The organism is Wolbachia endosymbiont of Drosophila nikananu (assembly GCF_028981865.1).
GTDB lineage: Bacteria > Pseudomonadota > Alphaproteobacteria > Rickettsiales > Anaplasmataceae > Wolbachia > Wolbachia pipientis_B.
In genome coordinates this window covers 1-20,673 of record NZ_JAPQLL010000017.1, presented here as the reverse complement: position 1 = coordinate 20,673, position 20,673 = coordinate 1, and the positions used below count along the sequence as shown (strand labels likewise).

Genomic DNA, 20,673 nt, shown 5'->3' with positions numbered 1-20,673 from the left:
CTGAATTACTTATATTATGTAAGAAATCTATTGCCAACTAGTCAATATTCTGTTAGAAATTAAGATAATATAAAGTTATTATGTTTAAATTGGAAAGCAGAAAGTTCCTGATTACTGGCGCATCAGGCGGAATAGGGCAAGCAATTGTAAAAATTATGCACAAAGCAGGAGCAACTTTATGTATTTCTGGCACAAAAAAAGAAGTGCTCGAAGAAGTTGCTAAACAATATGAAAAAAATATGCATATACTCCCTTGTGACTTATCAAACGCTGAGGAAGTAAATCAACTAGTAAATAGAGCAAGTGAGTTGATGGAAGGCTTTGACGGGCTTGTATGCAATGCGGGCATTACGCGAGACAGTTTATTATTGAGGATGACAGATGAAGCATGGCAAAAAGTAATTGATATTAACTTGAGCTCTACATTTAAGCTGAGTAGAGAAGCATGTAATAGACTAATTAAGAATAATTGGGGAAGAATTATAAATATTTCCTCAATAATAGGGCTGACAGGAAACGCCGGGCAAGCAAATTATGCAGCGTCTAAAGCTGGAATAATAGCTATGAGCAAATCTATAGCAAAAGAAGTTGCAAGTCGTAATATAACAGTAAATTGTATTGCTCCTGGGTTTATAGATACTAAAATGACTGAAGTTTTAAGTGAAGGACAAAAGGGAAAAATATTAGATAATATTCCAATGAAAAGAATGGGAACAGGGGAAGAAATAGCAGCAGGGGTCTTGTTTTTAGCAAGTGATGAAGCAAAATATATAACAGGGCATGTGCTTAACATTAATGGTGGGTTATTTATGTAGCAACACTTATGTATGGACAAATTATAATTTTTACTTTAAAATAAAAATATGTGTAGGTTTGCGTTTGCGTTAATTTATTATTTAAAGGCAAGAAAATGAGCTCTATAATAAAAAGATTTTTTAGTGTTTTTTGTGTGGTATTACTTTTCTCTTTCTCAGGTTATGCAGCTACCACTGATCCTGATATGGATGACACAACTAAAGTAATATGCAATATTATTGGTTACGTTTGGGGAATAGGCGGTCCACTTATGACGGTAGTAATAATTGGTGCAGCTTTGCTTGCAATATTTGGCAGGATGCCGTGGCCAGCCCTCTTTGCTCTAAGCATGTTCTGTGGTGTATTTTTTGGCGCTAAAACTATCATAATGAAAATTATGCCCAACGTAAGTAATGAAGCAAAAGCTATGTTGGAAAAGTGTGGAAAATAACCCATAAAAGTGCAGGAATGCTTTTTTGTTATCCATTAAATCGCTTCATATCTTCAACTTGCAACAAATAAGGGCTATCTTTTGGTAAAGTTTTAACAGCTAGCTCAGCATATTTTGTAAATTGCTTTAAATCACCTTCAATACAAGCCTTTTTTGTTAAGGCAAAATAATGCATTGCCGTATCAGCTTCACATTTATATGCAATGCTTAAATATTTCCAGACAAAAGCGTTATTTGGTTCTACATTCAAAATCTGCTCCAAGTAAAAAATCGCCTTTTTTGCATCACCGTGTAATAATAAAGTATGAGATAATGCAAGTTTCACTAAATAACTGTTTTTCTCAGATAAATACCTAAGCGATTCCTCATACATTTTTATTGCTTCACTTAAATTTCCGGCCTTGTATAGCATTTCTGCTTTTAATTCATATAGGTATGGGTCATTGCGTGACCCTTGAATCAATGAATTAACTTTAGCAATAGCCTCTTCTATCTTTCCTTGCCTATAGCAAACTATAGCATTTACATACTCAGAATTATTTTCATATTTACTAGATAACACATGAATAGGAGCAAAGAAAGAGTCTAGCTTTGCAACCACACGCTCAAACTTTAGTAACTTATCCGCAAAAATTGGTTTTACGTTGTTTTTGACCTTATAATTTCGTACAGCAAATATGCGTTTCTCACTAAGTGGGTGAGTGCGGAAATATTCCTCGGTGTTCTCATGCTCAATACTTTTAAAATAATCAAAAATCTCTTTCATACCTGAATTATCATAGCCAGATTCATCAAGGTACCTTAAAGCATAGCTATCTGCTACACTTTCTTGCTCTTGAGAGTAGTTAAAAAATAGCCTTGAACTGAGTGCTACACCACTAAGCAAAATTGCACCAGCAACCTGAGGGTTAATGATAATACTAGAAACTAATCCTACCATATAACTAATCATTGCTATCGATTGAAAATAACCCATAGCACTACTCATTTGCAATATATGACCAGCAGATATGTGAGCAATCTCATGTGCTAATATACCAAGCAGGACATAAGGTTTAGCCGAGTATTGTAAAATTCCTAAATGAATGAAAATACTGTTGTTGTTAATTACAAAAGCATTAATCGAATTATCATTAATTATAAAAACTTTCATTCGGTCACTATCAATGTTTGCAGCGAAAAATAAAGGTTGCGCTAGCTCTTTCACTATTGCTTCCACTTCACTATCTCTAATAATGTTAATAGAGTAAGCATTATTATAATATGCAAAAAAGAACAATAAGGTCAAAAACTTAGCAATTCTAAACATGGAAATCCTGTGCTTGTATAATTTATAGGAATTCTATATTTTAACACTTAAATTATATAAATTTATAAACGCTAGTTTAATTTTTTAACGTAACTAATAAGTTTGTCGATGGTAGTTAACTTAATTTTATGTTGTTCAGCAAATTTAAGTAACTGAGGTAAGCGCATCATAGAGCCATCATCATTTACTAATTCACAAATAACTGCTGAATGATCAAACCCTACCAATTTCGCCATTTCAACACTCGCTTCAGTATGACCAGCACGTTGTGCCACCCCACCTTTATGTGCAATTACAGGAAAAACATGACCTGGAGTTATGATGTCATCCTGAGTGCCATCCTTGTTGATAGCAGCATGTATAGTTTTCGTTCTATCCTCTGCTGAAACACCGGTTGTAATGCCATAACGTGCATCAATTGATGTAGTAAATGCGGTATGATTTTCACCAATATTTTTCTTTTCCATGAAATTAAGGCCCAACCTCTTCATGTGAAATTTAGTCATTGCTAAGCACACAACCCCTGTACCGTACCTAACCATAAAAGCCATATGTTCTGGTTTTACTTTTTCAGCTAATACAACCAAATCACCTTCATTTTCTCTACTTTCATCATCAACTAAAATGAATAATTTACCGGAACGAGCATCCTCTAATACATCTTCCACAGAAGAAATACCGGGTAGACTCATTGAAGCATAAGTGGCCTGTACCATAATAATTTACTTAAATTCAATCTTAGCTATTTTATACAATTTCTCTCCATTTGGCACTGTCACTTCCACATACTCACCTACTTTTTTGCCGATTAAGGCACTCCCGAGTGGTGAACTAGTAGATATTAACTGCTTTGAAACATCAGCTTCATATTCGCCTACAACCTTATAAACATATTCCACTTCACCGTTATTATCACTTAACATGCTTAATGTCACAGTTGCACCAAACATTACTAAATCACCAGACAAATTTTTTACTTCTATTACTTCTGCATGTGAGAGCTTACTTTCTATCTCCATTATACGGCCTTCAATAAAACCTAACCTTTCCCGTGCTGCATGATACTCTGCATTTTCAGACAAATCACCTTGATCACGAGCATCAGAAATAGCCTGTATCACAGAAGGTTTTTCTTCCTTTAATTTTTCAAGTTCGGCTTGCATATTCTCAAAACCTTCCCTCGTCATAGGAAATTTATTAATAATGGATGAAGCCATAATCACCACCTAAATGCAATTAAATTGAGTAACGAAATTACTCACAATGTTAAAAATATCACCTTTTATATCATCTCTCATGTCATTTGACAACTTTTTTAAAACCCCAGGGTGTACAGTATGAAAATAATTAATAAGATCATGTTCAAATTTATTAATGTAACTTATTTGTATTTTACTTAACTGATTATATAGGTTAGAAAAAATATACATCAGCACTACTTGCTCTTCTATTGACATAGGTAAATGTTGTTTTTGCTTTAATAACTCGACAAGATATTTACCCTTATTCAAGGATAATTGAACACTAGCATCAAGATCAGAACCAAATTTTGCAAAATCTTCTAATTCTCTATACTGAGCTAAGCTTAGCTTTATAGAACTAGCAACTTTCTTCACAGACTTTAGTTGTGCAGCAGAACCAACCCGTGAAACTGACAAACCTATATTTACTGCAGGTCGAAATCCTTTATAAAATAATTCAGACTCAAGAAAGATCTGCCCATCGGTAATTGAAATAACATTTGTTGGCACATATGCAGATACATCACCAGCTTGAGTTTCGACAATCGGCAAAGCAGTTAAAGACCCCTGCCCTTTTTTATCAGACATTTTAGCAGCTCTTTCAAGCAAGCGAGAATGTACATAGAATATATCTCCAGGGTAAGCTTCACGACCAGGAGGACGTCTGAGCAATAAAGACATCTGCCTGTATGCCACAGCATGCTTAGATAAATCATCATATACAATCAAACAATGCATTCCATTGTCACGGAAAAATTCTCCAATAGTGCAACCAGCATAAGGTGCTAAAAATTGCATAGGCGCGCAGTCAGATGCACTAGCCACAACTACAGTTGTATACTCTAACGCTCCGCTTTCTTTCAGCTTATTTACCACTTTTGCTACTGTTGAAATTTTTTGTCCAATAGCAACATAAACACAGTAGATTTTTTGATTTTCGTTTACCTCATCGTTAATCTTCTTCTGATTGATAATAGTATCAAGCGCAATAGTAGTTTTACCAATTTGTCTATCGCCAATAATTAATTCACGCTGCCCTCTACCTATTGGAATTAGCAAATCTATAATTTTAATTCCTGTTTGCAGTGGCTCATGCACAGACTTACGATCAATAATGCCTGGCGCTTTAGATTCTATATCCATTCTGTTTTTGGCTCTAATTTCCCCACCGTTGTCTATAGGATGGCCCAACGCATTTACAACTCTCCCTAACAATTCATGCCCTATAGGCACCTGCACAACATCACCACTACATTTTACAACGTCCCCTTCTTTCACATCACGGTCATTACCAAGCACAACTATTCCAGCCGTGTCATGATCTAAATCAAGAACTATTCCTTCTACACCGCTTGCAAAAAATACCTTTTCACCGAATTTTGCTTTTTCCAGCCCATAAACCAATGCGATACCATCTGTTACTGAAATTACTTCACCTATATTTTCCCGCTTTATAGGGTTATCAAACGTCTCAACTTTTTCCCTTATTACACTTGCTATCTCAGAAACATTCATACTGTTCTTCATACAAAATTCTTTATTTTTAATATTTCCATTTTACTTAAGTCAACTAACCTATCTAAGTAACTTTTTAGCGAAGCATCGATCAAATTAAAACCATACCTAACTACGAAGCCACCTAGTATAGAAGGGTCAACCACATTGTTTACTTTTATTATTTTACCAAGAAAGCTCAAAGATTCAGTAATTATTTTTATATCAGATTCCTTTAAAGCTTCTGCTGACTTTATAGTAATTTCGAATTCATTTTCATTTTCTTTTGCAAGACTTAAGAATTTTTCTAATATAAAGATCAATAAACTAGAGCGTTTGTTTGCAAATATAACCATAATAAATTTTATTAAATTTTCACTCAAGTGCTCATTTATAGAAAGCATCACTTCTTTTTTGTGTGCAAAAGAAATCATAGGATGAGATAGGTACACAAAAATATCATGTTGATCCTTAAAAAAAACCAATAAAAATTCTACTTCTTTCCTTATAATGCCTAACCTGCTTCCTGAGACATGAAACAGCACTCTAGCGTAAAATGAAACTAAATTATTGTATTGGGTCTTTTTCATATTAAATCCAGTAAATCTAAATTAATTCAGCTACAAACCTTCCATTCTTCAATCCAAGCATTTTTTATATAAACAGGTCCTCTCTTTAAGGAAAGAAAACATAAATCATATCTGACTGAATAATCTAAAAAACTAAGGTTTTTACTTAAGAAATACTTAGAAGAATTTATAATAGACTGACATTGAAAATGAGATATCGGTATTTCTTTTCCAAGTAAACTTGTTTTAACTTCTATAAAAATCAGCTCCTTTTTTTTAGACACAATTAAGTCAATTTCACCGAACTTACAACGGTAACGGCGTTTTATAACATTATACCATTTCAGCTTTAAATATGCTAAAACTAACAACTCGCCAAAGTAACCTACAAAGTAGCGTAACCTACTTACCATAAGAAGAACAATTATGATAACAATTAACTTTGTGTAACTACTTTACCTCCTTCTCTATTTTTACTATAAACCTTACCTCTTGCTGCAATATCCCTATTAACTAGTTCTATCACTGCCATTGAAGCGCAATCACCCTTTCGAGTGCTAAATTTTATTATTCTAGAATACCCACCTTTACGATCTTGATAACGGATGGCTAAGACGTTTAATAACTTATCAACTGCTAACTTACTACTATGAAGGCGTGAAAGCAAAAGCCTTCTACCATGTAAAGTATTCTTATTCTTAGCAATTGTAATAACCTTTTCGACATATGGACGAAGTTCCTTAGCTTTTGGTAAAGTAGTTACAATCTGCTCATGGTTAATTAATGAGATAGATAGATTCTTTAACGTCGACAATCTATGTTCAGTGCAACGAGATAGTTTACGTTTTTTTATTCCATGTTTCATATATCACCTAATCTTCATCAGTATGTTGTTTAGCCAACTCATCTATATCCTTAGGCGGCCAGTTTAGCACATTCATACCCAAAGACAAACCAAAATTAGTCAAAACTGCCTTAATCTCATTCAAAGACTTCCTGCCAAAATTAGCAGTTCTTAACATTTCACCTTCTGTCTTTTGCACAAGATCACCTATATAAGTGATGTTTTCGTTTTTCAGACAGTTATGAGACCTGACAGATAATTCCATTTCATCTACCTTACGCAATAAGACAGGATCATAACCCAAATCTTTAGCACCACTAGACGAAGAAACCTGCGATTTTTTATAACTTACATCAGAACTAATAAAGGGCTGAAGTTGCTCCTGTAATATTCTTGCAGCAGAGTCAACAGCTTGACTCGGAGAGATTGTACCATCAGTTTCAATTGACAATATCAGCTTATCCTTATCAGTCACTTGGCCAACACGACTATTCTCTACCCTGCATGAAACCCTGTTGACAGGGCTATACAAAGCATTAACTGGAATAAAACCAATTAAATCCTGTTCACTCATAAGCTTCAAAAGTTCATTTTCTTTATACTTAGTTACAGGAAGATAACCTTTTCCGCTAGCCACATATATGGTCATGTTAAGCTCTACATTTTGCCCCAGCGTACATATTAACAAATCTTTATTAACAATAGAGCATTGATCATCAGTTTCTATCATCCCAGCTAATACCTGGCAAGGCCCTTTAGCGTTTAAATTTAAGCATTTATTAGAAGCACCATTTAATTTACACCGCAACATGCCCATATTTAATACTATATCAGTTACGTCTTCTCTTACCCCTTGAATTGAAGTAAACTCATGAGTTATACCTTCAATTTTTATTCCATAAACAGCACTACCTTTAAGAGAAGATAACATTACACGTCTTAATGCATTACCTAATGTTAAAGCAAAACCACTTTCCAACGGTTCTAGGACTATATCACTTTTTTCACTTGAATTATCTGATATTACCTTAACTGAACTAGGTTTAATCAATTTATCTAAATTGCTACAGAGAGAAACATCATTATTATAATACATAAAACAACCTTTTCAAATATCCTATACTCTTCTTTTTTTTCTTAACCTGCACCCATTATGAGGAATTGCGGTTTTATCTGCAATTGAAGTCACAGTCAACCCACAGCTCTGAAGTGCTTTAACCGCAGCTTCGGTACCAAAGCCAGGACCACGAATTATTACAGAGACAACCTTCATACCAAGTCTCTCCATTGCATTCTTCGCAGCAGCCTCCGCAGCCTTACCTGCAGCATAAGGTGTGGATTTTCTCGAACCTGAAAAACCACATGCACCCACAGAAGTTTGACATAGCGTATTACCATGAACATCAGTTACATTTACAAAAGTATTATTAAAAGTTGCACGAATATGAACAACACCAGTAATAAACTCCTTTGTACTCTTACCAACCGTTTTGACTTTTTTCATTAAAACTCACAATAATAATAAATTTTATTTTTTCCCAGCAATAGGCAACCGAGATCTACCTTTACGAGTCTTAGCATTAGTATGAGTCCTTTGCCCTCTCACAGGTAAACCTTTTCTATGTCTCACTCCTCTATAGCATCCCATTTCCACTAAAGATTTTATGTTCATAGCAACTTCTTTTCTGAGCTCACCTTCTATAACATAATTTTGTCTAATGAAACTGCTGATCTTTTCTATATCTTCATCTCGTAATTCTGAAACACGTTTGCGCTTATCAACTTCGCAAGCATGACAAATTACATTCGCAGTAGCAATACCTATACCATATATATAAGTTAATGCAAAAGGAACACATTTCCTCACTGGAATATTTATGCCTGCAATACGTGCCACTGGTACCTCGATACTTTATTAATAACAACTCTTAATTTATACCATAAAACAACTCAGAGTCAAACCAAATTACAAGAAATTTTACTTTCAATCTCTTGCGTTACCTCATCAACACTCAAATTAGCGTCAATTGTTAATAATTTGCCTTTATAATACTCGCGTAAACCTTTCATTTGAAGGTGATATTCACTTATTCTCTTATTAATTGCAGACATATCAGCATCATCAATTCTTTTCTCTAACCTCGTACTTTTACATTTAGCACAAGTAGTACTCTTAAAAGAAGATACACTATATATGCTTTTACAGTCCAAACACGCGAGACGATTTTTTAATCTGTCGATTGCAATATTATCGTCAAGCTGCAGCTCAATTACAATATCAACATCCCTATTATATTTTTCTTGCAAAACTTGAGTCAAAAAATGAGCCTGGTTTAAATTTCTCGGAAAACCATCTAATAAGCAATTATCATCCATTAATGCAAGCTGGTCACGCAATAATCCACATATAATTCCATCTTGAATTAAATTACCAGATTCCACGGTACCCTTTATTTTTTTACCTAACTCACTGCCATCAGATATAATATTCCTTAATAAATCCCCCACTGAAATTAATTTTAAATTATATTTTGCTATTAACAAGCTCGACTGAGTACCTTTACCAGAACCTGGAGGACCAAAAATCGTAATGATCATCTTACTTTCCTCGTTTTAGACTCATATTTCTTTATCCAGCTATCGTACCTATTCGAAAAAATATAAGATTGTATTTGCATAATAGTATCAGTAATAACGTTCACTATAATCAGTAAACTCGTCCCACCAAAAATAAATGGTATATCATAATAATATCTCATAATTTCAGGTACAGTACATATGACTACCAAATACGCAGAGCCAATGAATGTCAACTTAAAAACTATATCTTGAAGGTAATCAGAAGTATGTTTCCCAGGCCTTCTACCAGGTATAAAACCACCATTTTTTTTAAGAAAATCTGCGTTTTCCTCTGGATTAAATATAAAATTGGTATAGAAAAAATTAAAAAATACTATCAGCACCAAATAGGCTACAATATATACTACTTTATTTGCCATAAAGTAATTTAAAATAAAATCAGAAAAAGCGTGCCCCTTATAGAAATTTGCAATTGAAATAGGTGTCAATAAAATTGCATTAGCAAAAATGGTTGGTACTACACCAGATAAATTAATCTTCAATGGAATATAAGTAAAATCGTCATTATGTAATCTTTTAAATTGCTTTTTAGGATGTTGAACAATAACCTTTCTATAAGAAGACTCTACAAAAATGACTAAGACTAGCAGCAAAAAAAACAATACCAAAACAAAAAGGATAATAAATAACGATACGCTACCGTTTTTATTTAACGTTAACAGAGATGACAAAGCGCTGTGTAACTCTGATATTATGCCCGTGAAAATGATCAATGAGATACCATTACCTATACCGCTAGCACTGATTCGTTCACCAAGCCATATTAAAAGCATAGTTCCACCTAAAAGGCTGAAAACACCTATTGTACGGAACATAACACCAGGTTCGATTACAACCAATACCCCTTCCCTATTCATCCCTTCTAATCCAACCAAAATTGGAATTGATTGAAATATACAAATTACTATGGTCAGATAGCGTATATAAGAATTCATCTTTCTACGGCCTGATTCTCCATCATTCTTAACTTCCTTCATTCCTTTAATGGCAGAAGAAAGCAACTGAATAATGATAGAAGCCATTATATATGGCATAACGTTCAATGCTAGAATTGTCATTCTAGCTAATGCACCACCAGAAAATAAATTAAATACTCCAAAAACACCTGAGCCCTCTTTGGGAAATATATCATTAATTATATTAAGATTAATTCCAGGAATAGGCACATAAGTACCCAAGCGATAGCAAATTAAAGCTATTAGCGTAAAAAATATACGTTTTAATAAATCTCCTTTATATAACAACGTAGGATCCAAGCTATTAAATGCGGATTTATTGCCCATGATTTACGATAGTATTTCCACACTACCACCAACTGAAGCTACAGATTTTTTTGCAGCTTCTGACGCAAAATTAACATGAAACACAAATTTTTCGCTCAACTTACCTTTATTAAGAAGTTTAATTTTATCCTTAATAGACTTTATAAAGCCTAATCTATACAGCCTCTCCTTATCTATAACAGAGTCTTTCACTATTTTTTTAGCTTCCATTAAGCGCTGTATATCGCCAACATTAATTATAGAGTATATGTTCCTACGTATAGGCTTAAAACCTCTTTTAGGCAAACGAGTATATATAGACTGTTGTCCACCCTCAAAACCATTTATGGAAACTCCACTTCTAGCCTTCTGCCCTTTATGCCCTCTACCGGATGTTTTACCTTTACCACAACCGATACCTCTACCCAGCAACTTAGGCTTCTTTTTCTTAGATAACTTAGTAAATATAGAGTTTAATTTTACAGCATTATTCATACTTTACCTGTTTTCAACTATCTCGCTAATCTTTTTGCCTCTTTTGCTTGCTACCTGACGAGGAGATAACATACTATCAAAAGCCTTAAATACCGCACATATAACATTATGAGGATTATTTGATCTAGTGGATTTAGCTACCACATCCTTTATACCTAACACCTCAAAGACTGATCTAATCGCTCCACCAGCAATAATACCTGTTCCGGCTCTTGCGGTTCTTAAAACTATCTCACCAGAACAAAATTTAGCTTTAATATCATGATGCAAAGTTCTACCTTCACGCAAGTACACTCTAATCATCGATTTCTTTGCAGCATTTACAGCCTTGTCTCTTGCTTCAACAACTTCTGCGTGCTTACCTATTCCACATCCTACTCTACCCTTTTCATCACCAACAACAACCAAAATTGAAAATGAAAATCTTCTACCACCTTTGGTAACCGTTGTCACTCTTCGTACCGAAACTAAAAGCTCTGATAAATCATTATTATTTTGTAAATTCTTTATAGCCATATTCAAAACCTTCTAAAATTCAAATCCAGAACTTCTTAAAGCCTCAGCAAATTGAGAAACTAATCCTGTATATTTATACGCTCCACGATCAAACGTAAGCTGCTGCTCTAATCTCATGCCAGACAGACGCTCAACCATTAAAGAAGAAACCTGTTTTATAGTTTCAGCGTTGACTTTCCCTTTACATATATCCTTAATTTTAGCATCCAAAGTAGAAGCCGAAGTGAGAGTTACTCCTTTTACATCATTAATTAACTGGACATAAAAATGCCTATTAGATTTAAATATGGATATACGTAAACGTTCAGCGCTCTTATCAAGCTTCGCTCTATTACGTAACTTCCTTTTTTCAGAATTACTTAAAAAATTATACGATCTTTTCATTTTAATTACTTCTTTTTACTTACAACCTTACGCAGCATAAATTTGCCTTTTATTACAACACCCTTACCTTTATAAGGATCGTACTTCCTAATCCTGCATATATCGGATGCCACCATATAGACCTTTTGCTTATCCATACCACTCACTACTAAATGAGTTGGCTTTATGCACTTAATCTCAACATCTTTAGGCACTTTATATTTAACATTATGGCTATAACCAAGATACAAAGTCAAATACTTACCATCATACTCTGCCTTATACCCCACACCGTTAATCTCAAGATTAACAGAAAAACCATCAATCATGCCGTTAATGATATTATTAATATTACTCCTATAAGTGCCCCACATAGGCTTTATTTCATCATAATCATCTTTATCTTGATCCACAGAAAGGAATAGCTGATTATCAACAATACGGCACACAACATCACTGATTAAGCTAACTTCTTTTTCAGCCTTAGCGCTCTTTATTAACATCCTACCATTATTATATTCAACTGAAACACCAGCAGGAATATTGATAGGAGCAGCACCTACACGAGACATGAATTTCTCCTATTATTTAAAACACACGACACAAAACTTCTCCACCAACCTTTAACTTATGTGCATTATAATCAGTCATCACTCCTTTGGGTGTCGATATAATAAAAATACCAAGACCATTATATGCTTTAGAAATGTCCTTATACTTAGAATAACAACGACAACCAGGCTTTGACACCCTAACTATGTCACTAATTACAGGTGACTTCTCATAATACTTCAATTTTACAATGAAAGAAGGTAAATTATCTACAACTTGCTTTTCATAATCAAGGATATACCCTTCATCTTTTAAAATCTTCAGTATAGAAGAATTCACTTTAGAAAACAACACTCTTGTTGTTCTATGCATTGCCAATTGAGCATTACGTATCCTTGTTAAAAAATCACCAATACTATCAGATAACGCCACAATATACTCCTTATATTATAATTACCAACTAGACTTTGTAACTCCTGGAACTTGCCCAAAAGAACATAAATCACGCAAAACAATCCTACATAAACCAAATTTTCTATATACTCCTCTTGACCTCCCAGTTAAAGCACACCTATTTCTAATTTTAGTTTTAGAAGAATTTCTAGGCAATTTTTTAATTAATTTATTTTGAGCTGTAAACCTTTCTACAATAGACAAATTCTTATTATTTATTATAGATTTCAATTTCTCTCTTTTTTCTTTATATTGATCGCACAGCTTTATTCTGCGAAGATTTCTTTCTATCATAGATTTTTTTGCCATATATTTCTCCTCTCAATTAATCAAAAAAAGGAAATTTAAGAGCCAGTAATAATTCCTTTGCTTCCTTATCACTAACTGCACTTGTTATAATATTAATATCCATACCTCTAATTTTACTTATTTTATCATAGTCTATTTCTAAAAACGAGATATGTTCCTTTATACCAAAGGAAAAATTACCATTACCGTCAAATTGCTTCACACTAAATCCTCTAAAATCTTTTTCCCTTGGCAAAGCAATATATATCAATCTTTCTAAAAACTCATACATTTTATCTCTACGCAAAGTTACTTTGCAACCTACTGTAGCACCTTTTCTGATCTTGAAGCCAGAAATAGATTTTTTTGCAAAAGTTGATAGAGGCTTCTGCCCAGTAATCAAATATAGGCTATCAAGTGGTTCATTTATTGCTTTACTATCTGTAGCAGCATCTCCAACGCCCATATTGATACACACCTTGACAAGTTTAGGTACTTGCATTACATTACCGTAATTGAACTTATCCTTTAAGGACTTTGCTATGCTATCTTTATACAATTCTTTAAACATATCAACCTAATCTATCACTTCTCCAGAAACTTTTGCAAAACGCACTTTTCTACCGTCTATAACCTTAAACCCCACTCTAGTTGGAGTTTTATATTTAGGGTCCAATGTTGCAACGTTGGATATATCAATAGCTAACTCTTTATTTAATATACCACCACTACTACCAGCTTTTGGTTTAGTGTGTCTCTTATGTACATTTACCCCAGAAACAATTACTTTCTTTTTAGCATCACATGCCACAACTTTAATCACTTTACCAATTTTTCCCTTATCTCTACCAGTTAAAACTATAACGTCGTCACCACTTTTTATTTTAGCACTCATTATAAAACCTCAACAGCTAATGACATTATCTTCATAAAAGAACCAGATGATAACTTTTTTACCGGACCAAATACCCGAGTACCAAGTGGTTCACCTTGATCGTTAATCAAAACTACAGCATTGCTAGAAAAACGAATTACAGAACCATCAGATTTTCTAATAGGGCTTTTCACCCTCACCACAACTGCTCTATATACTTTTCCCTTCTCAACCTTCCCTCTTGGAATAATAGATTTAGTAGATACAATAACTGTGTCACCTATAGATGCAGACTTTCTACCACCCAATAAACCAATACAAAGCACTGCACGCGCACCAGAATTATCAGCTACTTCCAACAATGTATTTTTTTGAATCATATAAATATCCTATTCAATATGAGCTATTAACAACAACCCATTTTTTAGTAGTAGAAATAGGCTTGTGTTCTTGTATTAAAACCTTGTCCCCTTCTTTACAACTATTATTCTCATCATGTGCTGTGTACTTCTTGTATTTTTTTATAACCTTTTTATATAGCTCATCCTTATACACTTGTAATACCGAAACCTTTACAGTCTTATCACACTTAGCCTTAGTTACAGTACCACAAAAAACCTTTTTAGGCATTCTTTCCCTCTCTTCTTCTTTTATTTAATGTAGTTAGAATACGAGCTATGCTCTTTCTTATTAAGCTAAAACGCGAAATATTGTTGCACTGCCCCAACTTCTTTTGAAAAACCAAATTAACAAACTCTTTTCTCAAACTCACAAGAATTTCATGCAATTCTTGCGAAGACCTCGATTCAATGTCAGCTATATCCATTGCAACTCCATTTAATTATGATTAGATACAAATTTACACTTCATAGGAAGCTTAGCGGTTGCCTTTTCAAGCGCCAATCTTGCTAAATGCATGGGAACATCACTGCTAATTTCAAACAACATTCTACCGGGCTTAGCTTTAAACACCCAAAATTCAACACTACCTTTTCCCTTACCCATACGTACATCCGCTGGCTTTTTACTAACAGGAGTGTCAGGAAAAATCCTTATCCAGACTTTACCAGAACGTTTTAAAGTTCTAGATATTACACGCCTTGCGGTTTCAATATGTTTAGATTGAATCCTACCAGCTTCCATAGCCTTTAGACCATAATCTCCAAAAGATAGCGTACTACCACCTTTCGTGTTACCCTTAATTCGTCCTTTAAATACTTTTTTATATTTACTTTTTTTGGGAACAAACATCTCAATATACCTTAATTACCAATATAAACCCAAACCTTAACTCCTATAATACCATATATAGTTTTTGCTTCACAAAAAGCATAATCTATATTAGCACGTAAAGTGTGTAAAGGCAAACGACCTTCTTTATACCATTCAGTACGAGCTATCTCAGCTCCGCCAAGGCGCCCAGAACAACTTACTTTAATACCTCTAGCACCCATCCTTAAACAACTTTGAATAGCTTTTTTCATCGCTCTTCTAAATGAAACCCTTTTTTCTAACTGTTGCGCAATGCTGTTTGATATTAAAGTTGCATCTATTTCAGACCTTTTAACTCCTACTACATTCACTTCCACATTATTTTTTACTTTTTCAGCTATTTTTTGCTTTATCTTCTCAATATCTGAGCCTTTCTTACCTATTATCACTCCAGGTCTAGAAGAATGTATTATTACAGACACCAAATCGATCGTACGCTCTATAATTACTTTAGAAACACCAACATGCTTAAAAGATTCATTGATATAACTGCGAATAGATAAATCTTGATGCAACCCTTGTTTATAACCCTTCTCAGCATACCAAACAGATGACCAAGTATTAATTATTTTTAACCTAAACCCTTTAGGATTAACATTTCCCATACTTTTGCACTTTCCTTATTAATTTTCTATTTTTATGAATCATATAATTTCCCCCAACTTTACAGTTATATTACTATAACGTTTACTAACTCTATTAGCTCTACCCATAGCTTTTGGACACACCCTACGCAAAGTAAGAGACTTACCTATTGAAATTTCTTTTATATATAAATTATCGATATCCAATCCATAATTATATTGAGCATTAGCAATTGCAGAATTTAATACCTTCCTTATAAGAACCGCAGCCTTCTTTTCACAAAATCTTAATTGCACAGTAGCAAAAGAAACTTTTTTATTACGTACTAAACCAGCAACCAAATTCAATTTACGAGGAGTTGATTTTAAAACCCTAGAACCAGCTTTAACTATTACATCTCTGTTTTTCATATAAATTACCTCCTTGTCGCCTTTTTATCACCACTATGCCCAGTAAATTTACGAGTGGGCGAAAATTCACCAAACTTATGACCTATCATATTCTGATCATTAACATTAACAGGAATGTAATCCTTACCATTATAAACAGCAAACTTTAAACCTAAACAATTAGGAAGAATTACAGAAGCCCTGGAATGAACTTTTATAGCCATGTTAACAAACCCCTTGTTTAAAGCATTATTCACCGACTTTAATATAGAAGGATGACAAAAAGGAGGCTTCCACGCAGATCTACTCATAAACTAACCTTTCAATTGTTTTATATACTTATCACTAGATTTATTTTTCCTCCGAGTTTTCTTTCCTTTTGTTGCAACACCCCAAGGAGTAACAGGATGACGACCACCAGAGGTTTTTCCTTCCCCACCTCCATGAGGATGGTCAACCGGATTCATTGCAACCCCACGCACAGTAGGTCTAATTCCAAGCCACCTACTTCTTCCAGCTTTGCCCAGCTTTCTATTCTTATGGTCAGGGTTAGATACTACACCAACAGTAGCCTTGCAAGAAGATAAAATCAACCTAATTTGACCAGACCTGAGTCGTAATAAAACATATTGGCCATCACGACCAACGATTTGCGCATAACAACCAGCAGCTCTAGCAATCGCAGCACCATTACCTGGCTTCAGCTCAACATTATGAACGAAAGAACCAACAGGTATATACTTGAGTAGCAAACAATTACCTGGCAAAATATCAGCATCATTTCCAGCTGTAACAATATCACTAGGCTTCATACCTTGAGGAGCTAATATATAAGACTTAATATCATCTTCCTTATATGATATTAACGCTAAAAACCCACTTCTATTTGGATCATACTCTATTTTTTCAACTATACCCTGACCACTTCTATTACGCTTAAAATCTATAACTCTATACTTCTTTTTGTGACCACCACCCCTATGACGAGTTGTAATTCTACCATAATTATTTCTTCCACCACTGGACTTTTTACCGGATGTAAGAGACTTTTCTGGCTCATCTTTTGATAAACCAACTTTACTTACTAACACAGTCCCACGAGAAGACGGAGTAACAGGATTAAAAAATTTCATACCCATATTAAACGCTCATTATATCTAATTTTTGACCATCTATCAAAGAAAAATAAACTTTCTTTTTCTGTTTTTCACAACCAACCACACCCCTGAAACGCCTATATTTAGGCTTAATTCTAACAACATTTATAGAAGAAATTTTAACATCAAATAGAGACTCTATTGCCAACTTTATTTGACGCTTATTTACATTTATAAAAACATACAAAGAATATTTATTAAACTTCTCCCTCAAAAAAGAAGCCTTTTCTGTAATTATAGGAGATTTTATTATATTATTATATTTGATCATAACAATCTACCTTCAAGATGCTTTAAAGTATCCTTTGTCAACATTACGCATTCGTGATTCAATATATCAAAGACATTTAACCCAATAGGTTTGATTAAGTCTACATAATGCAAGTTTCTAACAACACGCAACAAATCATCTCCATAATCACCAACTATCAAAAAGGAAGAAAATTTAAAATTTTTAATACATTTACACATTTCAGACGTTTTCTTCACATCAATATTTAAATTATCCAGAATAATCACTTGATTATTTAAATACTTTAGAGATAAAGCAATTTTTAAACCAAATTTGCGTACCTTCTTATTAAGAGAATAACTATGACTCCTCACAACAGGGCCGAAAATAACCCCACCACCTCTAAATTGAGGAGATCGCAAGCTCCCTTGTCTTGCCCTACCGGTACGTTTTTGACCATAAGGTTTAGCTGTTGTACCAGAGACATCACTGATACCTTTTGTTTTATGAGTACCAGCTCTTCTCTTCGCTAATTGCCATCTCACTATATCATGCAAAACACTCAATTTTTGCTTAGCAGAAAATATCAAAGGATTGAGCTGAGCAGTACCTACATTATTATTAGATAGATTAACTAAATTACATTCCATAACTAACTTACCAAATTACTAGCATCATCATTTACATCTAACAGTAAACCTACCGGAAAAGAAACATCTTTATGTAAAGATTTTTTAACTGCATCTCTTACAAAAACATAGGAATTTTTAAACCCAGGAACATTATTACCCTTCACAGCAATTATACTATTTTCATAATCAATGGATAATATCTTCATATTTTGTACAGTTATTCTGCTGTTACCTAAATGACCAGCCATTTTCTTTCCTTTGAACACTCTACCAGGATCCTGACATTGACCAGTGGAACCTTGTGATCTGTGAGCAATAGAAACACCATGAGATGCCCTAAGCCCACTGAAGTTATGCCGCTTCATCACACCAGCAAATCCTTTACCTATAGAATAACCCGTAATATCAAGATATTGACCAACCACAAAATGATTGATTCCCACTTTTTTACCACATTCTATTCCCGACAAGTCATTTAATCTACTTTCGTATAACTTACATTTATTATTTACACCCTTTTTCTTTAAATATTCCAACTGAGGTTTTGCTATATTTTTAAAATCTCCTGTGCCTAAAATGACTGAATTATAGCCACATTTATCTTGTCCTTTTATATCAACAATATGAGTTTCGCTGAGATGCAATAAAGTTACAGCCATGCGACTATTGTCAGAGTATATAGCAGTATGACCAATATTCATCATTAACAAACCAATTCTCCTCAGTGAATTTATTCTCTTCATTTCCTTCTCCTAAACCTTAACTTCCTTGACTTTTAAATCCACTTCCACGCCAGCAGAAAAAGATAAACCTGTAAGCATCTGCATCATAGTAGGAGTAAGATCATGTAAAACAATCAAACGCCTAGAAGTTCTCATTTCAAACTGTTCACGAGATTTTTTATCAACGTGAGGAGATCTATTAACAATAAATTTAGAATCTTTTCTTGGCAACGCAATCGGACCAGATAATTTTGCATTGGACCGCTTTAATTCATCAACAAATTTTCGAACACACTCCTCCAATAAAGAACAATCGAAAGCCTTAATGTTAATATATATATCTTGCTTCATCTTAGTTACTACACTCCAAAATCTCAGAAACAACACCAGAACCAACAGTTCTACCGCCTTCTCTTATCGCAAAACGCAATCCCTTATCCATTGCTATCGGTACTTGCAATTCTACTTCTACACTCACATTATCTCCTGGCATTACCATCTCCTTCCCATCTAGCAATTTTATGCTCCCAGTTACATCCGTTGTTCTTAAATAAAACTGTGGCTGGTAATTTGCAAAAAATGGTGTATGCCTTCCTCCTTCTTCTTTCTTTAATATATAAACCTCCGCCCTAAACTTTCTATGCGGCGTTATCGTCCCCGGTTTTGCTAATACTTGCCCTCTCTCCACTTCTTCTCTTTTTGTTCCTCTGAGCAATATTCCTACATTGAGTCCTGCACTCCCCTTATCCAGCAACTTCTTAAACATTTCTACACCTGTGCATATCGTCTTTTGCGTCGCTTTCAGACCTATTATCTCTATCTCTTCTCCCGTCTTTATCTCCCCCTTCTCTATCCTTCCTGTTACCACCGTTCCTCGCCCCGATATCGAAAATACATCCTCGATTGGCAATAGAAATGGTAAATCCACAGGCCTTGGTGGGACCGCCACATATTCATCTAACTTTCCCATCAATTTATCTATTGATTTCTTTCCATATTCGCTGCTGTCATCCTCCAGCGCTTTCAATGCAGACCCCACTACCACAGGCACTTCATTCCCTGGAAATCCGTATTTATTCAGCAATTCCCTCACTTCCATTTCTACCAAATCTATCATATCAGCATCAGCAACATCAGCTTTATTTATATACACCACGATATATCCAACACCTACCTGCTTCGCTAGCAATATATGCTCTCTCGTTTGTGGCATTGGCCCATCAACCCCCGACACTACCAATATTGCCGCATCCATCTGTGCTGCACCTACTATCATGTTCTTTACATAGTCAGCATGTCCAGGACAATCAACGTGTGCATAATGCCTTTTTTCCGTCTGATACTCAACATGCGCTGTTGCTATCGTTATCCCCCTCTTCCTTTCTTCTGGCGCTTTATCTATCTGATCGTACGCTACAAAATTTCCATAATGCTTTGTTATTGCCGCTGTTAACGTTGTCTTCCCATGATCCACATGGCCTATTGTTCCCACATTTACATGTGGCTTTCCAAATGCTTCCACTACTGCTGTCATAATT

Annotated in this window: 35 protein-coding genes; 2 read left to right on the top strand and 33 right to left on the bottom strand. The window is 34.4% G+C overall.

What is annotated here, in order from left to right:
- Positions 1 to 80: 80 nt before the first annotated feature.
- On the top strand, positions 81 to 815 hold the full coding sequence (gene fabG, locus OZD67_RS01285; RefSeq protein ID WP_182182750.1) for a 3-oxoacyl-[acyl-carrier-protein] reductase: 735 nt from the start codon (positions 81 to 83) through the stop codon (positions 813 to 815).
- Positions 816 to 910: 95 nt separating this feature from the next.
- The gene (locus tag OZD67_RS01280; protein WP_182182752.1) at positions 911 to 1,246 is read left to right on the top strand and encodes a TrbC/VirB2 family protein; all 336 of its coding nucleotides are present in this window, start codon (positions 911 to 913) and stop codon (positions 1,244 to 1,246) included.
- Between the two features lie 28 nt (positions 1,247 to 1,274).
- Here the strand turns inward: OZD67_RS01280 and OZD67_RS01275 are convergent, their stop codons facing one another.
- The 33 genes from OZD67_RS01275 to tuf form a co-directional block, all read right to left on the bottom strand.
- On the bottom strand, positions 1,275 to 2,555 hold the full coding sequence (locus OZD67_RS01275) for a M48 family metalloprotease (protein ID WP_182182754.1): 1,281 nt from the start codon (positions 2,553 to 2,555) through the stop codon (positions 1,275 to 1,277).
- A 71-nt stretch (positions 2,556 to 2,626) separates the two neighbouring features.
- A complete protein-coding gene (gene ribB, locus OZD67_RS01270; RefSeq protein WP_182182755.1) occupies positions 2,627 to 3,271 on the bottom strand; it encodes a 3,4-dihydroxy-2-butanone-4-phosphate synthase in 645 nt (214 codons plus the stop codon).
- Positions 3,272 to 3,277: 6 nt separating this feature from the next.
- Complete coding sequence (gene greA / locus OZD67_RS01265; protein ID WP_096616796.1) at positions 3,278 to 3,772, bottom strand: transcription elongation factor GreA; 495 nt, start codon at positions 3,770 to 3,772, stop codon at positions 3,278 to 3,280.
- A 9-nt stretch (positions 3,773 to 3,781) separates the two neighbouring features.
- Complete coding sequence (gene atpA / locus OZD67_RS01260; protein WP_182182757.1) at positions 3,782 to 5,323, bottom strand: F0F1 ATP synthase subunit alpha; 1,542 nt, start codon at positions 5,321 to 5,323, stop codon at positions 3,782 to 3,784.
- Complete coding sequence (gene atpH / locus OZD67_RS01255) at positions 5,320 to 5,880, bottom strand: ATP synthase F1 subunit delta (protein WP_182182759.1); 561 nt, start codon at positions 5,878 to 5,880, stop codon at positions 5,320 to 5,322. Before atpH ends, atpA begins: the two co-directional genes overlap by 4 nt.
- A 26-nt stretch (positions 5,881 to 5,906) precedes the next feature.
- The gene (locus OZD67_RS01250) at positions 5,907 to 6,272 is read right to left on the bottom strand and encodes a YraN family protein (RefSeq protein ID WP_182182761.1); all 366 of its coding nucleotides are present in this window, start codon (positions 6,270 to 6,272) and stop codon (positions 5,907 to 5,909) included.
- A gap of 23 nt (positions 6,273 to 6,295) precedes the next feature.
- Positions 6,296 to 6,724 carry a 50S ribosomal protein L17 gene (rplQ, locus tag OZD67_RS01245; protein WP_182182762.1) on the bottom strand — a complete coding sequence of 143 codons (429 nt, stop codon included), beginning with the start codon at positions 6,722 to 6,724 and terminating at the stop codon, positions 6,296 to 6,298.
- A gap of 7 nt (positions 6,725 to 6,731) precedes the next feature.
- The gene (locus tag OZD67_RS01240) at positions 6,732 to 7,799 is read right to left on the bottom strand and encodes a DNA-directed RNA polymerase subunit alpha (protein ID WP_182182764.1); all 1,068 of its coding nucleotides are present in this window, start codon (positions 7,797 to 7,799) and stop codon (positions 6,732 to 6,734) included.
- Between the two features lie 21 nt (positions 7,800 to 7,820).
- Complete coding sequence (gene rpsK, locus OZD67_RS01235; RefSeq protein ID WP_182182766.1) at positions 7,821 to 8,207, bottom strand: 30S ribosomal protein S11; 387 nt, start codon at positions 8,205 to 8,207, stop codon at positions 7,821 to 7,823.
- Positions 8,208 to 8,231: 24 nt separating this feature from the next.
- Positions 8,232 to 8,600, bottom strand: coding sequence for a 30S ribosomal protein S13 (gene rpsM / locus OZD67_RS01230; RefSeq protein ID WP_007550179.1), 369 nt, complete (start codon positions 8,598 to 8,600; stop codon positions 8,232 to 8,234).
- 59 nt (positions 8,601 to 8,659) lie between these two features.
- Positions 8,660 to 9,301 carry an adenylate kinase family protein gene (locus OZD67_RS01225; protein ID WP_182182767.1) on the bottom strand — a complete coding sequence of 214 codons (642 nt, stop codon included), beginning with the start codon at positions 9,299 to 9,301 and terminating at the stop codon, positions 8,660 to 8,662.
- Positions 9,298 to 10,626 carry a preprotein translocase subunit SecY gene (gene secY / locus OZD67_RS01220; protein WP_182182769.1) on the bottom strand — a complete coding sequence of 443 codons (1,329 nt, stop codon included), beginning with the start codon at positions 10,624 to 10,626 and terminating at the stop codon, positions 9,298 to 9,300. The genes OZD67_RS01225 and secY overlap by 4 nt, the downstream gene beginning before the upstream one ends.
- 3 nt (positions 10,627 to 10,629) lie before the next feature.
- Positions 10,630 to 11,100 carry a 50S ribosomal protein L15 gene (gene rplO, locus OZD67_RS01215; protein WP_182182771.1) on the bottom strand — a complete coding sequence of 157 codons (471 nt, stop codon included), beginning with the start codon at positions 11,098 to 11,100 and terminating at the stop codon, positions 10,630 to 10,632.
- 3 nt (positions 11,101 to 11,103) lie between these two features.
- Positions 11,104 to 11,616 carry a 30S ribosomal protein S5 gene (gene rpsE, locus OZD67_RS01210; protein ID WP_182182773.1) on the bottom strand — a complete coding sequence of 171 codons (513 nt, stop codon included), beginning with the start codon at positions 11,614 to 11,616 and terminating at the stop codon, positions 11,104 to 11,106.
- A gap of 12 nt (positions 11,617 to 11,628) precedes the next feature.
- Complete coding sequence (rplR, locus tag OZD67_RS01205) at positions 11,629 to 12,000, bottom strand: 50S ribosomal protein L18 (protein WP_182182774.1); 372 nt, start codon at positions 11,998 to 12,000, stop codon at positions 11,629 to 11,631.
- A gap of 5 nt (positions 12,001 to 12,005) precedes the next feature.
- Positions 12,006 to 12,551, bottom strand: coding sequence for a 50S ribosomal protein L6 (rplF, locus tag OZD67_RS01200; protein WP_182182776.1), 546 nt, complete (start codon positions 12,549 to 12,551; stop codon positions 12,006 to 12,008).
- A gap of 16 nt (positions 12,552 to 12,567) precedes the next feature.
- Positions 12,568 to 12,963 carry a 30S ribosomal protein S8 gene (gene rpsH, locus OZD67_RS01195; protein ID WP_064124654.1) on the bottom strand — a complete coding sequence of 132 codons (396 nt, stop codon included), beginning with the start codon at positions 12,961 to 12,963 and terminating at the stop codon, positions 12,568 to 12,570.
- Positions 12,964 to 12,984: 21 nt separating this feature from the next.
- Positions 12,985 to 13,293, bottom strand: coding sequence for a 30S ribosomal protein S14 (rpsN, locus tag OZD67_RS01190; protein WP_182182778.1), 309 nt, complete (start codon positions 13,291 to 13,293; stop codon positions 12,985 to 12,987).
- A 16-nt stretch (positions 13,294 to 13,309) separates the two neighbouring features.
- Complete coding sequence (rplE, locus tag OZD67_RS01185) at positions 13,310 to 13,843, bottom strand: 50S ribosomal protein L5 (protein WP_182182780.1); 534 nt, start codon at positions 13,841 to 13,843, stop codon at positions 13,310 to 13,312.
- Between the two features lie 6 nt (positions 13,844 to 13,849).
- Positions 13,850 to 14,167, bottom strand: a complete 318-nt coding sequence (gene rplX / locus OZD67_RS01180; protein WP_182182782.1) for a 50S ribosomal protein L24 — start codon at positions 14,165 to 14,167, stop codon at positions 13,850 to 13,852.
- On the bottom strand, positions 14,167 to 14,526 hold the full coding sequence (gene rplN / locus OZD67_RS01175) for a 50S ribosomal protein L14 (RefSeq protein ID WP_096616828.1): 360 nt from the start codon (positions 14,524 to 14,526) through the stop codon (positions 14,167 to 14,169). Before rplN ends, rplX begins: the two co-directional genes overlap by 1 nt.
- Positions 14,527 to 14,539: 13 nt before the next feature.
- A complete protein-coding gene (rpsQ, locus tag OZD67_RS01170; RefSeq protein WP_182182783.1) occupies positions 14,540 to 14,776 on the bottom strand; it encodes a 30S ribosomal protein S17 in 237 nt (78 codons plus the stop codon).
- Complete coding sequence (rpmC, locus tag OZD67_RS01165; RefSeq protein WP_182182785.1) at positions 14,769 to 14,972, bottom strand: 50S ribosomal protein L29; 204 nt, start codon at positions 14,970 to 14,972, stop codon at positions 14,769 to 14,771. The genes rpsQ and rpmC overlap by 8 nt, the downstream gene beginning before the upstream one ends.
- 11 nt (positions 14,973 to 14,983) lie before the next feature.
- Complete coding sequence (rplP, locus tag OZD67_RS01160; RefSeq protein ID WP_182182787.1) at positions 14,984 to 15,397, bottom strand: 50S ribosomal protein L16; 414 nt, start codon at positions 15,395 to 15,397, stop codon at positions 14,984 to 14,986.
- An 11-nt stretch (positions 15,398 to 15,408) separates the two neighbouring features.
- A complete protein-coding gene (rpsC, locus tag OZD67_RS01155; RefSeq protein WP_182182789.1) occupies positions 15,409 to 16,023 on the bottom strand; it encodes a 30S ribosomal protein S3 in 615 nt (204 codons plus the stop codon).
- A gap of 39 nt (positions 16,024 to 16,062) precedes the next feature.
- Positions 16,063 to 16,413 (bottom strand): 50S ribosomal protein L22, encoded by a 351-nt coding sequence (gene rplV, locus OZD67_RS01150; RefSeq protein WP_182182791.1) that lies wholly within the window; start codon positions 16,411 to 16,413, stop codon positions 16,063 to 16,065.
- A 5-nt stretch (positions 16,414 to 16,418) separates the two neighbouring features.
- Positions 16,419 to 16,703 (bottom strand): 30S ribosomal protein S19, encoded by a 285-nt coding sequence (gene rpsS / locus OZD67_RS01145; protein WP_006279181.1) that lies wholly within the window; start codon positions 16,701 to 16,703, stop codon positions 16,419 to 16,421.
- 3 nt (positions 16,704 to 16,706) lie between these two features.
- Positions 16,707 to 17,531 carry a 50S ribosomal protein L2 gene (gene rplB, locus OZD67_RS01140; protein ID WP_182182793.1) on the bottom strand — a complete coding sequence of 275 codons (825 nt, stop codon included), beginning with the start codon at positions 17,529 to 17,531 and terminating at the stop codon, positions 16,707 to 16,709.
- Between the two features lies 1 nt (position 17,532).
- Entirely contained in the window at positions 17,533 to 17,820 is a 288-nt protein-coding gene (locus tag OZD67_RS01135; protein ID WP_182182795.1) for a 50S ribosomal protein L23, read from the bottom strand.
- On the bottom strand, positions 17,817 to 18,431 hold the full coding sequence (gene rplD / locus OZD67_RS01130) for a 50S ribosomal protein L4 (RefSeq protein ID WP_096616842.1): 615 nt from the start codon (positions 18,429 to 18,431) through the stop codon (positions 17,817 to 17,819). Before rplD ends, OZD67_RS01135 begins: the two co-directional genes overlap by 4 nt.
- 2 nt (positions 18,432 to 18,433) lie before the next feature.
- A complete protein-coding gene (gene rplC / locus OZD67_RS01125) occupies positions 18,434 to 19,156 on the bottom strand; it encodes a 50S ribosomal protein L3 (RefSeq protein WP_182182797.1) in 723 nt (240 codons plus the stop codon).
- A gap of 9 nt (positions 19,157 to 19,165) precedes the next feature.
- The gene (rpsJ, locus tag OZD67_RS01120; protein WP_096616846.1) at positions 19,166 to 19,486 is read right to left on the bottom strand and encodes a 30S ribosomal protein S10; all 321 of its coding nucleotides are present in this window, start codon (positions 19,484 to 19,486) and stop codon (positions 19,166 to 19,168) included.
- A gap of 1 nt (position 19,487) precedes the next feature.
- The gene (tuf, locus tag OZD67_RS01115) at positions 19,488 to 20,669 is read right to left on the bottom strand and encodes an elongation factor Tu (RefSeq protein ID WP_182182798.1); all 1,182 of its coding nucleotides are present in this window, start codon (positions 20,667 to 20,669) and stop codon (positions 19,488 to 19,490) included.
- Positions 20,670 to 20,673: the final 4 nt, after the last annotated feature.